The 15,632-nt window shown below is 43.9% G+C and carries 15 protein-coding genes; 14 read left to right on the top strand and 1 reads right to left on the bottom strand.

Going from position 1 to position 15,632, the window contains the following annotated elements:
* Positions 1–77: 77 nt before the first annotated feature.
* From N7U62_RS00665 to N7U62_RS00620, 9 genes are all read left to right on the top strand, one after another.
* On the top strand, positions 78–413 hold the full coding sequence (locus N7U62_RS00665) for a tRNA-binding protein (RefSeq protein WP_264135943.1): 336 nt from the start codon (positions 78–80) through the stop codon (positions 411–413).
* 161 nt (positions 414–574) lie between these two features.
* Positions 575–2,035, top strand: coding sequence for a circularly permuted type 2 ATP-grasp protein (locus N7U62_RS00660; RefSeq protein ID WP_264135942.1), 1,461 nt, complete (start codon positions 575–577; stop codon positions 2,033–2,035).
* A gap of 24 nt (positions 2,036–2,059) precedes the next feature.
* Positions 2,060–2,998, top strand: coding sequence for an alpha-E domain-containing protein (locus tag N7U62_RS00655; protein ID WP_264135941.1), 939 nt, complete (start codon positions 2,060–2,062; stop codon positions 2,996–2,998).
* A 2-nt stretch (positions 2,999–3,000) separates the two neighbouring features.
* On the top strand, positions 3,001–3,855 hold the full coding sequence (locus N7U62_RS00650; RefSeq protein ID WP_264135940.1) for a transglutaminase-like domain-containing protein: 855 nt from the start codon (positions 3,001–3,003) through the stop codon (positions 3,853–3,855).
* A gap of 70 nt (positions 3,856–3,925) precedes the next feature.
* Positions 3,926–4,456, top strand: coding sequence for a methylated-DNA--[protein]-cysteine S-methyltransferase (locus N7U62_RS00645; protein ID WP_264135939.1), 531 nt, complete (start codon positions 3,926–3,928; stop codon positions 4,454–4,456).
* Between the two features lie 96 nt (positions 4,457–4,552).
* Positions 4,553–6,964 (top strand): methyl-accepting chemotaxis protein, encoded by a 2,412-nt coding sequence (locus tag N7U62_RS00640; RefSeq protein ID WP_264135938.1) that lies wholly within the window; start codon positions 4,553–4,555, stop codon positions 6,962–6,964.
* Between the two features lie 108 nt (positions 6,965–7,072).
* Positions 7,073–8,287: a serine hydrolase domain-containing protein gene (locus N7U62_RS00635; protein WP_264135937.1), complete on the top strand. Its 1,215-nt coding sequence runs from the start codon at positions 7,073–7,075 to the stop codon at positions 8,285–8,287.
* Between the two features lie 347 nt (positions 8,288–8,634).
* Positions 8,635–9,768 carry a T9SS type A sorting domain-containing protein gene (locus tag N7U62_RS00630; RefSeq protein WP_318840598.1) on the top strand — a complete coding sequence of 378 codons (1,134 nt, stop codon included), beginning with the start codon at positions 8,635–8,637 and terminating at the stop codon, positions 9,766–9,768.
* A 158-nt stretch (positions 9,769–9,926) separates the two neighbouring features.
* Positions 9,927–10,469 (top strand): mechanosensitive ion channel domain-containing protein, encoded by a 543-nt coding sequence (locus N7U62_RS00620; RefSeq protein WP_264135936.1) that lies wholly within the window; start codon positions 9,927–9,929, stop codon positions 10,467–10,469.
* 37 nt (positions 10,470–10,506) lie between these two features.
* Here the strand turns inward: N7U62_RS00620 and N7U62_RS00615 are convergent, their stop codons facing one another.
* Positions 10,507–11,439 (bottom strand): tetratricopeptide repeat protein, encoded by a 933-nt coding sequence (locus tag N7U62_RS00615; RefSeq protein ID WP_264135935.1) that lies wholly within the window; start codon positions 11,437–11,439, stop codon positions 10,507–10,509.
* 120 nt (positions 11,440–11,559) lie between these two features.
* Between N7U62_RS00615 and N7U62_RS00610 the strand changes: the two genes are divergently transcribed.
* The 5 genes from N7U62_RS00610 to N7U62_RS00590 all read left to right on the top strand — a co-directional run bounded on the left by N7U62_RS00610 (position 11,560) and on the right by N7U62_RS00590 (position 15,541).
* The gene (locus tag N7U62_RS00610; RefSeq protein ID WP_264135934.1) at positions 11,560–12,258 is read left to right on the top strand and encodes a 16S rRNA (uracil(1498)-N(3))-methyltransferase; all 699 of its coding nucleotides are present in this window, start codon (positions 11,560–11,562) and stop codon (positions 12,256–12,258) included.
* A gap of 128 nt (positions 12,259–12,386) precedes the next feature.
* Positions 12,387–12,518 (top strand): hypothetical protein, encoded by a 132-nt coding sequence (locus N7U62_RS00605; protein WP_264135933.1) that lies wholly within the window; start codon positions 12,387–12,389, stop codon positions 12,516–12,518.
* Between the two features lie 298 nt (positions 12,519–12,816).
* Complete coding sequence (locus tag N7U62_RS00600; protein WP_264135932.1) at positions 12,817–13,332, top strand: hypothetical protein; 516 nt, start codon at positions 12,817–12,819, stop codon at positions 13,330–13,332.
* A gap of 354 nt (positions 13,333–13,686) precedes the next feature.
* Positions 13,687–14,118, top strand: coding sequence for a peptidylprolyl isomerase (locus tag N7U62_RS00595; protein WP_264135931.1), 432 nt, complete (start codon positions 13,687–13,689; stop codon positions 14,116–14,118).
* Positions 14,119–14,329: 211 nt separating this feature from the next.
* Positions 14,330–15,541 carry a porin gene (locus N7U62_RS00590; RefSeq protein ID WP_264135930.1) on the top strand — a complete coding sequence of 404 codons (1,212 nt, stop codon included), beginning with the start codon at positions 14,330–14,332 and terminating at the stop codon, positions 15,539–15,541.
* Positions 15,542–15,632 lie beyond the last annotated feature (91 nt).

The raw sequence follows: 15,632 nt of genomic DNA, 5'->3' as shown, positions 1-15,632 counted from the left end.
ACAGATATAGTATCAATAATCCCTGCCATTTTTAGCAGGGATTATTATTTTACTACCAAATCAACTTGTTCGAACAAATGGAAACATTGAGTTGGAAGGAATTCCAAAAAGTAGATATGCGGGTAGGAACTATCAAAAGTGTAACCCCTTTCGAAGAAGCAATTAAACCCGCTTATAAACTTCAAATCGATTTTGGTGAATTAGGAATGAAAAAGAGTTCTGCCCAGATCACCCAACTCTATCAACCGGCAGATTTAATAGGCAAACAGGTCATTGCGGTTGTCAATTTCCCACCCAAACAGATTGCCAACTTCATGAGCGAATGTCTGGTTCTGGGCGCTGTTAATTCTAATGGTGAAGTCACATTACTAGAAACGGGTTTACCAACTCCAAATGGACTTCGGATTAGCTAATATGAAAAAACGCCACTTGTGATTGGTCATGATATTTATTATCATGAAGAAAATCATGCAATTACCTGTCATAAGAGGGATCACTATTCGACCTAATTCCGTCAATATGAGACTACATTTGTTAGGACAGCATTTACCCTTTACCAAACACTCGACACCCTATGAATGCACAGATTCTTAAATCATATCAGGTAGAGGACCATCTTTTAGATGAAGTATTCGACCATAAAGGACAGATACGAGCTCCTTATAAACGCCTCTACGATTACTTCAATAAATATGGTTCTGACGACTTCAAACGTGTAAATGAGGCTACAAAACTTTCCTTTTTATTACAGGGAATCACTTTTGCCACCTATGCGGAAAATCCTAAAGGGACAGAAAGAATCTTCCCTTTTGACTTGATGCCTCGTATTATCACTGGATCTGAATGGAAAGAATTGGAAAAAGGATTGATACAGAGAAACATCGCCATCAACCTCTTCCTCAAGGACATCTATAACGAAAAGAAAATCCTCAAAGACAAAATCGTGCCCTCTGAACTGATCTTTTCGTCGGTCAATTACAACAAATACATGGTGGATTTCGAACCGCCTGGAGGCATATACAATCACATTTCCGGAACAGATTTAATCAAGCATAGTGATGGGAATTTTTATGTCCTGGAAGACAATGTACGCTGCCCATCTGGTGTCAGCTATGTACTGAGCAACCGAGACGCATTGAAGAAATCTTTATCTCAACTATTCAAAGCACTAAAAGTCGGGACTGTATTCGACTATCCTGAGGCGCTATCTAACTGTTTGCATTCTGTAGCACCAGATGGTGTAGACGAGGCTACATGTGCCGTATTGACACCCGGAATGTACAACTCGGCCTACTATGAGCATAGTTTCCTGGCACAGAGCATGGGACTCGAATTAGTAGAAGGGCGAGACCTTTTTGTTGAAAATGGTTTCCTCTATATGAAAACCATCTATGGTCAAAAGAAACTGGATGTACTCTACAGAAGAATAGACGATGACTTTTTGGATCCTCTGGCATTCAATCCTGATTCGATGCTAGGTGTGCCCGGACTCATGGATGTATATCGCCAGGGCAATGTCAGCCTAATCAATGCCCCAGGAACAGGAGCCTCGGATGACAAAGCCGTCTACTCCTACATACCACAAATCGTCAAATACTATTTGGGTGAGGACCCTATCTTACAAAACGTACATACATACCAATGTGAAATCCCATCAGAAATGGATCACGTGGTAAATAACCTTGAAAAATTAGTCGTAAAACCTGTTGATCAAAGTGGTGGGTACGGCATCTTTGTGGGCAGCAGTGCAAGTAAAGCCGAATGCGAAGAGATGAAACAGAAAATCAAACAGGAACCACGCGAATACGTGGCTCAACCGATCATGAACCTGTCTTCTCATTCGACCTACATAGATGATACCAGCCAATTCGAACCTCGACATGTCGATCTTAGAGCCTTCACTCTTTTAGGCAAGGACTATGAGTATGTGCTCAAAGGAGGTTTGACCCGAGTAGCACTGAAAAGAGGCAGCCTGATTGTCAACTCCTCACAAGGGGGTGGCTCTAAAGACACCTGGGTAACAGAATTGGACTAATTTAAACGCGAGAAAGGAAACAATATGCTGGCAAGAGTAGCAGACAACCTATACTGGTTTGGTAGATATGTGGAGCGAGTAGAACACTTGAGTCGCTATCTCAATATTCAATATTTTTCGGCACTGGACACCACTTCAGATTTGCAGAGGGAAATGGCCCTCAATAGCATCGTACATATGGTAGGCCTGGACAAAGAAGCCGAAAACTACGATTTCGAAGAGGAACTATTGGTAGATGTGGCCATGGATGAAAAAAACCACACTTCTATCAAATCATGTACGCACTATGCAAGAGAAAATGCACGAGGTGCCCGAGATTTGATTTCAATTGAACTTTGGAACGCGATCAACAAGTTTTATCGTTTCATCAATGACTATCCCGAGGACTTTTATAAGACACAAGGACTCTACGATTTCACCAATACGACAATAGAGAATTGTGCCATCATCAAAAACAGGGTACAGTCTACGATGTTGCATGATGAAATATGGGCTTTTATCCGAATGGGATTGCAAATCGAACGAGCCTCCCAGATATGTCGCATATTGATTACCAAATTCAATGATATCAGCAAAATAGAAGATGAAAAGGTAAGTAAGTCTGTTGTTAGTTTTCAATTGGGTACCTTACTGAAATCCGCTGAAGGTTTGGACATGTATCATAGAGAATATTCCATTCTTCCCAAAAAGAAAGAAACACTGGAATTTATGGTTCTCAACGCCCGTTTTCCGCGATCTATTGCTTACAACATCAGTGCGCTACAGCAGCACCTGCTACAAATAAGCCCTAGAAAATCTACTGAAAAGAACTCAATAGAATGGAGCATTGGACGTATGAGTGAGTTTCTCAAATACCATACGGTAGAAGAATTTTCAGATGATCCTCTGACATTTTTGAACGATACGCTCAAATACCTCAACGAACTGAACAATAGGATCAGTCAAGAATACTTGAACCATTAAATATGTCTATCTACCATGTTAATTATCAAACTACCAATAAATATGAAAACCCAGTCAAAGAAGCGCTAATTGTACTTCTAATTCTTCCCAAAGCAGACGAAAGTCAGCAATTCATATCCTTCAGCATTGAAAACAATCTGAATTTAGATCATTTCTTGATGCCCAACATGTATGGCTTTGATCGCATCATGTTCAGGCCATCTCGTCCCTTCTCTCAGTTGGATATTAATTTTCAATGCCAGTTAGAGATGGAAGATATCAATCCATATGAAAACATTATTGAACCTCTCACTAACGAAAGCGAGATTATTCAGTCATTGGATTTCAAGATTGATCATCAACTCTTTCTCAAACCCACTCCATCTACTCGGATTTCAAAAGAATTATTACCAGATGTTTTGATCAAGTCAGACCATCAAAGTAGTGTTGAATTTCTGCAAACACTCAATGCCTTTATCTTCAATCAATTTCAATTTGAAGATCAGGTAGATAGCCTATCCAACGTTCCAGCAGACACTTTGAAAAACAACCACGGAGTTTGTCAGGATTTCGCGCAGTTTTTCATTGCTGTATGTAGAGCAAATAAAATACCAGCCAGGTATGTATCAGGCTACCTCAATCAGGGAGATGGCCATATCGGTAGCGCCATGATGCACGCCTGGGCAGAGGCCTATATACCAGGCACCGGATGGCAAGGCTATGACCCAACCAACAATCTGATGCGAGATAGTCACTATATCAAAGTCTGCCATGGTACAGACTATTCGGATTGTGCTCCTATCAAAGGTGTATTAAATACTCACGGCAGTAATGTGACTGACTACAAGGTCACCGTATCTCAGCAAGCGCAGCAGTAAACCAGGGCTGGATTTTACCGTAGGATATCCTTACCTTTAGGATAATCCTCAACTATATAATCCACCCGCTATGAATCCTTCTATCAAATACCAACATTTTAACAGCCCTGTCGGTGAGCTCGTCATCGGAGAGTACAACGGAGAAATAGTCCTGTGCGACTGGCGCTATCGCAAAATGCGCAAATCGATAGACCATCGAATTACCACAGCACTCAATACCACATTAGAGAAATCTACCTCGCCCCTCATCGAGCAATGCATTTACCAGTTGAACCAATATTTTGGTGGGGAACGTAGAATTTTTGACCTTCCAATTTCCATGATTGGGTCTGATTTTCAGAAACAAGTATGGAACGAACTACTGAAAATCCCCTTTGGCGAAAAAGCCAGCTATATGGACCTGGCCAAAAGACTGAACAATGAAGGAGCCATACGAGCAGTCGCTTCAGCCAATGGTGCCAATGCCCTGTCTATCATCGTGCCCTGCCATCGCATCATAGGCAGTGATGGTGACCTGACTGGGTATGCCGGTGGCCTGAATGCAAAAAAGAAATTGCTTGAATTAGAAGGAAGCCTTGCTCATCAGATGCAATTGTTTTAAGAGGCCTCATTCTTCACAATTGCTTAACGTTGCGAACTAAATTTCTGCCATAGATTCTTTCTAATCTTGCTCCATAATTATTGTAACCAGTTTAACATGGAGCTATTCAAAGGACTATCCGGCAAGTTTATCATTTCCTATGCGCTCACCCTTATCTTCGGTATTTGGGTCTATTTCGCTTTTCAAAACATCACTCGATACGAAAACATCAAAGACAAACTTCAGGGCATCCGCATCGGCCTGCTCGAAGCACGACAGCACGAGTATTTGTTTCTCTCCAAAGAATTCAGAGAAGTAGATTTTTTACAATCGGGTCAAAGCCAAAATCTCAACCTCAACAGAAGCATCATTGATAGCTTGCTTCAAGTCAACCACCAACTGACTCTATCTGAGCTGCTTTCTGAAGAACAGTCAGATTCTATCTCACAGCTATTGAAGCTTTATGACCGGACCCTCACGAAATTAGAAACCCAAATGTATGTCCGTGGATTCAAAGACCATGGACTGGAAGGAAAATTGAGAAAGGCCATACATGATGTGGAAGACACAGACTATGCCTACGACAAGGCTTTGATGCTGATGCTCCGCAGACACGAAAAAGACTTTTTCCTCCGACACGATCTCAAATATCAAAACAAATTCAACAGTGGGATAGAGGATTTAAAATCCAATGTATTGGCGTCCTCCGAAAATGATGCCGCAAAAAGAAACAACATACTGAAGCAAATCAGTAACTATCAGCGACTTTTCAACGAGATTATAGAAATGCACAAGGTGATCGGCCTCAGTGAGACAGATGGGCTTCAGGGAGAGCTGAATCAAATCGCCGATCAACTATCCAGTTCAGTAGAAGAAATGATCGTGACCGTGGGACATCGTGCCGATCAAAAGGTGACGCAAAACATCTGGGCCGTAGTGATTCTGATGGCGGTAATCATGACGATCGGGGTGATTATCCTTTACCTCCATGTTTTTAAAATCACCCGCAACATCAATATCATCAACGATAGTGCGAGCCGTCTGGCCATGGGGCGTTTCCCTCAACTTGCCCATGTCAATTCGGGAGACGAATTAGGCAAGGCACACCAATCTCTCAATACTTTGATTCAGGGATTGAGGGACAAAACTGAATTTGCCTCTGAAGTGGGACATGGACAGCTCAATTCACAATTGAAAGTACTAAGTGATGATGATCGACTCGGTCAGTCTCTTATCGACCTGCAAGACAACCTGCGACGAGCCATTCAGGAAATCCACCACGTAGTACGTCAGGCAGGCAATAATGGAGAACTCAAAACTCAGGTTTCTCTGGATTACAAATTGGGAGTTTGGGAAGATTTCAGCAAAGCCATCAACAAGCTATTGGCCTCTTTGACGCTACCTTTCGAGACCATCAACCAAATCGTATTGGGTATGGCCGAGGGTGACTTTACCAGGCGATATGAAGGAGAGCAAAAAGGAGAGTTCAAAAGACTCGCAGACAATTTCAATCGATCGCTGGATCAACTCAACGAAACCCTTTCTGCTATCCACAACCACGCAGAGGTCATCAACGAATCTTCCTCCGCCATGCTAGCCGCCAATGCATCCATGACCACCAGCACGGAAGAAATCGCCAGCGCTATCACGGAGATGAGCACCGGAGCACAAAATCAAGTGATGAAAGTAGACGAGTCTTCCGAACTGGTAGAAGCTGTACTTAGATCCTCAGAAGATATGGGGAATCGTTCTGAAAAGATCAATCAAGCTGCTTTCAGAGGACATGAAGATGGTGAGAAAGGTGCTGAAATGGCCAGAGAGATGGTCAAGAGTGTAGACCAAATCGCCATCTTCACTATGGAGGCCAACGAATCGATGCGTGTGCTTACAGAGCGCTCCAAAGAAATCTCACGTGTGCTCAAAGTGATCACCGACATATCCTCACAAACCAACCTGCTTGCCCTCAATGCTGCCATCGAAGCGGCTCAAGCCGGAGATGCAGGCAGGGGCTTTGCCGTAGTAGCAGAAGAAATCAGAAAACTGGCAGAAGACTCCAAGAATGCCGCTAAAGAAATAGAAGTGCTGGTGTCAGACGTGCAGAAAGATACCCAAACTGCCTCTGGCATCATCGAGCAAATGGATACTTCCGTACAATCAGGAGAAAGAGTATCCAAAGAAGCCGAAGAGGTATTCAACCGCATCGCGCATTCTTCTGCGGATACCCTGGCACTTTCTCGAGACATCCTGCAAGCAGCTCAGCTGCAAAAGGAAGACATCAACAAAATCGTGAGCATCACCGAAAGCATAGTCGTGATCGCGGAGCAAACAGCTGCGGGTACAGAACAAGTGGCCAGCTCTGCACACGAGCTTTCTTCTGGTATGAAGGAGTACAATAGACGCTCGGAAGGGCTTTCTGAAATCGCCTTTGAATTGCGAGACATGCTCAATCAGTTTCACATCAAACATACGCCCTACTACCTAAAAGAGTCGAGCACTAAAGCTCAAGAGATTCATGCCGATATGGTTTGAGTTTTTGGAGGAATGCTATCAAATCCCTAGCTTCGGAGCTCTAAAGACTAAATATCTACCTATGAAATTCAACACCTATCTCCTGTCCTGGGGCTTTGTGCGGTCCTATTGGCTTGCCAACCTCAGACTGAAACTAAAGAAAACAACGAAAACCTGGTCATCGATCAAGTGGCTAAGAACAGAATCGATTCTACGCTTCAATCCTTTGTATCAGAGGGCATGGTTGTGGGCGCCTCTGCCCTGATATTCGAGAAAGGCAAAGAAGCCTATTTCAATGCATATGGCTATGCAGACCGTGAGGCCAAAATCCCAATGGACAGAAACACCATTGTCACGATTTTTTCCATGACCAAACCCCTCACAGGAACTGCTCTGATGTCCCTGTGGGAAGAAGGAGCCTTCCAATTAGAGGAGCCTCTATCTAAATATGCTCCTGAGTTCAGCGATATGCAGGTAGCCACAGAGCTGCTGGACTCTGGCAAATGGAAGTTAGAACCTACTACCCGCCCTATCAGCATTGCGGATATCACACGACACTCAGCAGGTTTTTCTACCCGTAGTGATTTGGGATTGGATCAGGCCAATACCGCTGCAGATCTTTATAATCTGAACAACACGCTGAAAGATATGGCACAGGACCTCAGCCAACTCCCACTGGGCTTTCAGCCAGGTACTCGATGGGAATACGGTATATCTGTAGATGTACAGGCCTATCTGATCGAGCAGCTTTCGGGTCGTCCATTTGATGAGTACATGCAAGAGACCGTCCTTGACCCTTTGGGGATGAGCGAAACAAGCTTCTTCGTACCAGAAGACCGAAGACAAAGAATGGCAGCCCTCTACTTCAAAACAGACAGCAGTATCAACCGTATACCTGATGAGCAATCCCATGCCTTCAACTATGCCGAGTGGCCGATGAAACCCGGAGGATGGGGATTAACCTCCACGCTAGACGACTACATGAAATTCGCTCAGATGCTAGTGAATGAGGGTACCTATCGGGACAACACCATCCTACAACCAGAAACGGTAAAACTGATGGCTACCAATCATCTACCTGCTGTAGAAGACAGTCTATGGCTACCAGGCAAAGGCAGAGTAGGATTCGGAATCGACTTTGCCGTCCGTACGGAGGAGCCTCAAAACAGCGAAGAAATGAATGGAACGGTTGGAGAATTCTTCTGGGATGGAGCTGGCAGTACCCTCTTCTGGGTCGACCCTAAAAATGAATTAACTGCCGTTCTCTTTGTTCAGATCTTTCCTTTCAATGGCACGATCCACAAACAATTCAGGGATGCAGTTTATGGTCCTATAAAAGATTGAAAAGGTAAGAGGCTGTATGATTTATTTTCAGATGGCCTCTGACTTTTTCTGGTCTAACAATTCGTACCCAACCGCACAAAAAGGAATGACGAAAACTGATGGGATGTATTGGTAGCCGGAATTGAAATGCTAAAACAGTTGTGTCATCTCGACGGAAGGAGAGATCTAAGGCGGTCCTAAGGTCAAGAAACACAAGTGAATATACACGTCATTAGTAGACATTTAGTCAAGTTCAATTTATCAACTATAAAATCACCCCACTCTACATCCATACCCCTAGCTTGTTACCTGCCTATCCTATTCCCTGTTGGGTACAGAGATAGTTTTGATGCTAATAAATCAAAAGCATGAAAACACCTATAAGACTATTCGCATCGCTATTTTTACTATTAATGACTTTGCAAGCCAAATCCCAGGACCCCAACTTCTACATCTTTCTAGCCTTTGGTCAATCCAATATGGAGGGCCAGGGAACGATTGGTAGTCAGGACAAAACCGTAGACAGTCGCTTTCAGGTTTTGCAGGCTGTGGACTGTTCCAATCTGGAAAGAGTACAAGCAGAATGGTACCCTGCAGTCCCTCCCCTATGCCGGTGTTGGAATGGACTGGGACCGTCAGATTACTTTGGGCGCACGCTGGTTGAGACCCTACCTACAGCCGTGCGAGTAGGTATCATCAATGTGTCGATTGGAGGGTGTCGCATCGAATTGTTCGACATGGACATTTATCAGGATTACAAGAATACATACGAGGAAGACTGGTTTCAGGATGCGATCGCCAGCTATGGCGGCAATCCTTATCAACATCTGATCGACATGGCCAAACTCGCCCAAAAGGATGGCGTGATCAAAGGCATCCTACTCCATCAGGGCGAATCCAACAATGGGGACAATCAATGGCCCGATAAAGTGAAGAAAATCTATACTGACATGATCACCGATCTGGAACTGGAAGCCTCTGAAGTTCCATTGCTAGCAGGCGAAATGGTGCACGAAGATCAAGGAGGAGCCCTGTCTGGCATGAATGCTATAGTCAATCAACTGCCCGATATATTGGACAACGCCCATGTGATTTCATCCAGCGGATGCAGCGACAAAGACGACAATATTCACTTCGATGCAGCCGGCTATCGTGAGTTAGGCAAGAGATATGGAGAAAAAATGCTTTCCCTCCTGGACTACTCCAATATCACACTTGATGCCCCAGCCTCAAAATCCATCAATGGATACGAACTTTTTCCTACCTACCCTAACCCTACCTCAGACACTGCACAAATCAGTTTTCAACTCCCCAAGGAATCAAAAATTGAGATCAAACTGTATAGTATCACTGGGGCAGAAATGGCCCTGATTGCAAAGGAAACATTGGCTGAAGGCAAGCATGAGATCTCCTACAATTTCTCTTCTCTACCAAAAGGACTGTACTATTACACCTTACAAGCCAACGAGTATCAATTGAGTCAGAAAGTAAAAGTGGATTAGAAAATTTGGCCAAAGAATCAGAGCGCCATACGCCTAAAAACATTTCGCATCAATTCTTGTCAGAGATTCATCTAATCCAGTAAAATCTGCGTAAAATTGATGTGGAATTGGCGTGGTGCCAATTCCGATTTTTATCATCTAATTGGAATCAAATTTATATGTTCTCTGATTTATTCAACGAACCGAATACCGCTTACCCTACTTTCCAGTTGATCGGAACTGTGATCATCATTCTTTTCTATCTGGTGATTCGAAAGATCTTCCAAAAGACGATTCTCACTCGTTCTTTGCAACAAAACTTCGATCCTGCCCGATCGATTTATGTTCGCAAACTGGTAGGCTTTATTCTATTTATTATTTGCCTGGTACTGGCAGGTTTGGTTTGGGAGGTATCTTTCAAGGGGCTCTCTGTCTACATCGCTTCTGTACTTACCGTAGTAGGTGTGGGTCTATTTGCCAACTGGTCCATTGTGAGTAATATGACCGCCTCTTTGATTCTGTTTTTCTTCTTTCCTCTCAAGATAGGATCCAAAGTAAGAATCGTAGATGGCGCCAACTCCATAGAAGGAGAGGTGATCAACCTCTCCCTATTTTCGATCAAAATCCTGACACCAGAAAAGCAAATCGCCTACTACCCCAACAACATGGCCATACAGCGATACATCATTCATCTGGATGGGGATACCAATATTTTACCTTAGAAAAGAACTTGAGCCGAATGAAAATCATTCGGCTTTTTTATTCCACCAATCCCTGATACAGCTCCAAACTCTCCTCCATCGCAGAGTCCAACTCGAGTGCTTTGGCAAATGAGGCTTTGGCCTGATCAGTACTATCCACGGCAAGGTACCACTTGCCCAGGTTCTCATAGGCATAGGGATTGTCCTCATCGATTTTTAGACTCTTTCTGATCAGAGAATCTGATTCGTCCAATTTGCCCTGCAGCAGGCTGATGTATCCGGCATTGTTGATAAAATAAGGCTGACCACCTACCATACCCATCGCGAGATTGATCAAAGAATCTGCAGAATTGAGCTCGCCCTTTTCGGCCAGTACCAGCGCCAGAGAGTTGAGCACATAGGGTTCGTTTTGATGGATCTCCAGCGCCTGTCGCAGGTCTGCCTCCGCCTGATCATAGGCTCCCAGGTGGTATTGGATGATGCCTCGATTGGAATACGCATCGAAGTGATCGGCATCACGGGCAATCGCCTGACTGAAGCTCTGAAGGGCCGCTTCATATTCCTTTTCCTCCTCAAAGATCAAGCCCTCTACCACATCGATCAGCGCGGTATCTGGATATAGCGTACGCAAAAAGGTCAAATCCTCACGCGCATTTTCCATTCGGCCTAGCTCCAGATAAGTATACGCCCTGTTGAACAGCAAGTCGTGGTATTCAGGACGCTGACGATAGACTTCATTGTAGTCGGCCAGGGCAGCCACATATTTACCCATTTCGTAGTAGGCCACTCCCCTGTTCATGTATGCATCGGTGATCTCAGGGTCCTTCTCCAACACCTGCGAATAAAGAGCTACCGCATCTGCATAGTAGCCATCCTCCAGTTTCTTATTGGCAGTTTCGAATCTATATTTTATTCTGTTCTTTCGGTTGGCTGGACTACAAGCTGACACCATCCCCACCAAAATCAACACATACAAAAGGCTCTTTTTCATGCCGCAAATCTCCACATCCCGGATATAAAAGAAAAGTTTTTTGTCTGATTCCCCTACTGATCTTCGTCAGCAGACCAAAGAGTCAATCGGCTTTGATTATTTTAGCCAAAATTTCCGGATATGAATTTCTACTATCATCCCGATCCCGCATCAGACCTGACCCTAAGTCAGGAAGAATCCAGTCATGCTGTAAAAGTGCTCAGGAAGAAAACCGGTGACACGCTCCACCTCATGGATGGAATAGGAGGAAAATATGAAGCAGAAATCACGGAGGCCAACTTCAGAAAATGTGAATTCAAGATCCTGAAGAAGGAAGAGATGGCCCCCAGGGAAGCACAAATCCACATCGGCATAGCCCCCACTAAAAACATCGACCGATTGGAGTGGTTCGTGGAGAAAGCCTGCGAACTGGGAGTGGATCAGATCACGATATTCATCACACAGCATACAGAAAGAAAAAAAGTAAAGCTCGACCGACTAGAAAAGAAAGCCATCAGCGCCATGAAACAGAGCAAGAGTTTCTGGAAATGTAAGATCCACTGGGCTGACAAGTTTCCTGCTTTCCTTTCATCGACAATGGAAGAACAACGCTTCATCGCCTATGTGGAAACGGGCGAAGAATCGGCCCTGCGCCAGCTCCTACAGGCGGAGAAAGACACGATCATTCTCATCGGACCAGAAGGAGACTTCAGCCCTGAGGAAGTGAAGCTCGCGACCGATGCAGGATTCACAGCCGTAAACCTGGGCAAAAACGTACTACGCACCGAAACCGCCGGCATCATCGCCGCTCACACTTTCAATTTGATCAATGGGTGGTGAAATGACGCCTCCCTTACAATCGAGCCAGTGGTGCTGATAACTTAGAAGGTGCTACTGACAAGCAAATCAACGATACAGACAACTTAGCGAATGCCACTGCCTACTTAGCTAATGGTACTGACAACTCTGTGGACGACACTGACAACTCCGTGGATGATACTGACGACTTAGAAGGTTCCACTGACAACTCAGCCAATGATACTGACGACTTAGAAGGTGACACAGACAACTCTGTGGATGGTACTGACAACTCTGTCTAGTAATCAGGTTACTCAAAGTAACCTGATTACTAAGTGAGGCGTCCTAAAAATCGTTGACACGCATTACAAACATTCATGGCTGAAGCCTGGGGCAACTAACATAGATTTATCGTCAGAGTCTCTGAATCAATATTAACCCCGGCCTTTAGGCTGGGGATTTGACTAACCATCACAAATGGCTTTAGCCTGGAATAGAACAGCCTGCTTTAGTTTCTCAAAGCCTTTAATCGCTGGTTTAAACCAATAACTCATTATTTTTCCAATAAAATGTAATTACCTATATAAACAACAATTTAATATGCCATTTTCCATTAGTCCTATAGTATTCATCTTAGCATTACTAACCTATAACTCTACCTTCGGGCAAACCATTGATCAGTTAGAAGGAAAAACCTATAATTTCAGTACGGACTTTGATTATGATAAATGTGAGATTCTTGGCAGATGTGATTGCTGCTCAATGGAATTATACTTTTACGATGAAACAAATTTTATTCTATCTATCCCTTGTGAGGGCGATCTTATCTATATCAAAGGAGAATATACTCAAGACCTAAAGAAAATTAAACTCACCCCAGCTCCAACTTATGTTATAGACAGAACTCCTTACGGAGAAGCAAGTCCAGATGAAGAATATGGAACTTTTGTTATGCAAGAGTATAGGGATGAGTCAATTATCGAAATTTCAAATTGTGGCAATAATCAAATACTCATTTTAGGAGAAGATATTGGGATGCTCGAATCAGAAAATGAGTACTTAAAGAAAGAAATTGAACAGGAAAGTGAGATGATTCAATTACTCCAACTGAATTAATTAATCTCACTTCTGAAGTTTCATGGCTAAAGCCTCTAGATTTTCGCATCGCATACCCAGGCTGAAGCCTGGGGCAACTAACATAGATTTATCGTCAGAGTCTCTGAATCAATATTAACCTCAGCCTTTAGGCTGGGGATTTCACTAACCATCACAAATGGCTTTAGCCTGGAATATAAAGCATACCGAAGTATCTCAGAAGCGCTAAACATGAAGACCTGCCTATCGCACATTATGTCACCTAAGGCCTTTCCACCTAAATCCTTCAGCATTAATCCCTGAACTTTGAATCCTAACCCTCTCTCGATTGCGCAATTCGGCTTAAATTTGCCTCCCAATAAATTATTAAAGGAAATGACAGCAGAAATACACACTGCAAAGGGCGTGATGAAGGTCGAGTTTTTCGAGCAAGACGCACCAAAAGCAGTTAAAAACTTTACAGATCTAGCAAAAAAAGGATTTTACGATGGACTTACTTTCCACAGAGTAATTCCTAATTTCATGATTCAGGGTGGATGTCCTGATGGTACAGGTGCTGGCGGACCAGGCTACACCATCGACTGTGAGTTGGATGGTGATAACCAATACCACGACAGAGGCGTTTTGTCTATGGCTCACGCGGGTAGAAACACGGGCGGTTCACAATTTTTCATCTGCCACAACAGAGATAACACACAACACCTCGACAGAAACCACACCGTATTTGGTAAGGTAGTAGAAGGTGTAGATATCGTAGACGATATCAGACAAGGAGACAAAATGGAGAAAGTCGTAGTGATCGACTAATTAAACTCCAATTTCATTAAAAGCCCCGTATTTTCTGCTCTTGCAGAGGATGCGGGGCTTTTTATTTCTGCATAAAAATCATCCCTAAAAGCACGCATAGGCAATTACGTGATTCGAATTGGGCAAAAACACTTAGAAAAAAACGAGCGAATGACTGGATTGATACAGGTTGATAGCTACTCTACTTTTGCTAAAAAACAAAAACGTAACCATGAAGAAATTATTAACAATAGGCGCAATCCTATTAATATCTTCCCTAACACACGCACAGAGTTTTGAAGGAAGTGGGATCGGAAAAGGCATCAGATTCATGCCTCGTGACTCCTCCTTTTTCCTACAATGGAACACCAGGTTCCAAACGCAATATGTGGGCACCCTTAATCTGGATGACAATCAATATGAGGACGCTTTCACTATCCGTCGTTTCAGACTCAAATTCAAAGGATATCTATTGAACCCAAACATTGGGTACAAAGTAGAATTGGCACTATCCAATCGTGATCAGGGGGATTTTTTCTCTGAGCACAATGATGCCGCCAGCATCGTCCTGGATGCTGTATTGAAATGGAAATTTGCTCCTGGATGGCAGCTTTGGGTTGGCCAGACCAAGCTACCAGGCAACCGCGAGCGTGTGATTTCCTCAGGATCTCTTCAACTAGTAGACCGTAGTAGACTCAACAGTCGCTACAACATTGATCGTGACAAAGGGCTATGGCTTTGGCACGAAGACCAGCTAGGTCGTATGGTAGTCAGGGAGGTTCTTGCTGTCACTTCGGGTGAGGGCAGGAACATCACCTCTACCAACGAATCTGGCTATGACTATACCGGCCGAATCGAGGTGATGCCTTTCGGCAAGTTCAAATCCAAAGGGGATTACTTCGGAGCAGATTTGATGCGCGAAGAAAGACCTAAATTGTCTATCGGCGTGACTTACGACTACAATGTAGGCACCAGCCGCGAACGTGGACAGTTAGGCAGATTCATCCTGGATGCCAATGGAGATAGAGTAAACAGCGACCTGGCAACCCTATTCGCAGATGCCATGTTCAAATACAAAGGATGGTCCGTGATGTACGAATATGCCAACAAAAGAGTCGCACGAGGCGTGATCAACGGATGGGACTCTGATGGTAACGAACGCTACTTCTACACTGGTGAAGCCCATAACGTTCAGTGGGGCTACCTATTCAAAAACAACGTGAGTGTGGATGCCCGATGGACTCAAAACACCCCGACGGCCATCATGATCAACGAGGTAGAGGAGCAATCCATCATAGACGATCCAGAAACAAGATACGAATTGGGACTGTCCAAATACATTGCAGGACACACCCTAAAAATACAAGTCAGCACGGCCTATAGAGACCGACTGACTAAAGATGATGAAATGCTGTTTTTCGCACAAATGGAAATCGGCTTTTGATTGTCAAAGCTGGCAAGACGTGCCAGGCTTAACTATTAATTTTTTCTCTCTGCTACGGGCTTGCACGCTCGTAGCTATTTTTTGCCCCAAT

This window comes from Reichenbachiella ulvae (assembly GCF_025833875.1).
Lineage (GTDB): Bacteria > Bacteroidota > Bacteroidia > Cytophagales > Cyclobacteriaceae > Reichenbachiella > Reichenbachiella ulvae.
This window is presented reverse-complemented; position numbering and strand designations above follow the sequence as displayed.

Excerpts from the sequence above, each read along its gene's own strand:
- N7U62_RS00595 (WP_264135931.1), top strand. The coding sequence starts at position 13,687 with ATGACAGCAGAAATACACACTGCAAAGGGCGTGATGAAGGTCGAGTTT.
- N7U62_RS00665 (WP_264135943.1), top strand. The coding sequence starts at position 78 with ATGGAAACATTGAGTTGGAAGGAATTCCAAAAAGTAGATATGCGGGTA.
- N7U62_RS00600 (WP_264135932.1), top strand. The coding sequence starts at position 12,817 with ATGCCATTTTCCATTAGTCCTATAGTATTCATCTTAGCATTACTAACC.
- N7U62_RS00620 (WP_264135936.1), top strand. The coding sequence starts at position 9,927 with ATGTTCTCTGATTTATTCAACGAACCGAATACCGCTTACCCTACTTTC.
- N7U62_RS00660 (WP_264135942.1), top strand. The coding sequence starts at position 575 with ATGAATGCACAGATTCTTAAATCATATCAGGTAGAGGACCATCTTTTA.
- N7U62_RS00655 (WP_264135941.1), top strand. The coding sequence starts at position 2,060 with ATGCTGGCAAGAGTAGCAGACAACCTATACTGGTTTGGTAGATATGTG.
- N7U62_RS00610 (WP_264135934.1), top strand. The coding sequence starts at position 11,560 with ATGAATTTCTACTATCATCCCGATCCCGCATCAGACCTGACCCTAAGT.
- N7U62_RS00650 (WP_264135940.1), top strand. The coding sequence starts at position 3,001 with ATGTCTATCTACCATGTTAATTATCAAACTACCAATAAATATGAAAAC.
- N7U62_RS00640 (WP_264135938.1), top strand. The coding sequence starts at position 4,553 with ATGGAGCTATTCAAAGGACTATCCGGCAAGTTTATCATTTCCTATGCG.
- N7U62_RS00615 (WP_264135935.1), bottom strand. The coding sequence starts at position 11,439 with ATGAAAAAGAGCCTTTTGTATGTGTTGATTTTGGTGGGGATGGTGTCA.
- N7U62_RS00630 (WP_318840598.1), top strand. The coding sequence starts at position 8,635 with ATGAAAACACCTATAAGACTATTCGCATCGCTATTTTTACTATTAATG.
- N7U62_RS00590 (WP_264135930.1), top strand. The coding sequence starts at position 14,330 with ATGAAGAAATTATTAACAATAGGCGCAATCCTATTAATATCTTCCCTA.
- N7U62_RS00645 (WP_264135939.1), top strand. The coding sequence starts at position 3,926 with ATGAATCCTTCTATCAAATACCAACATTTTAACAGCCCTGTCGGTGAG.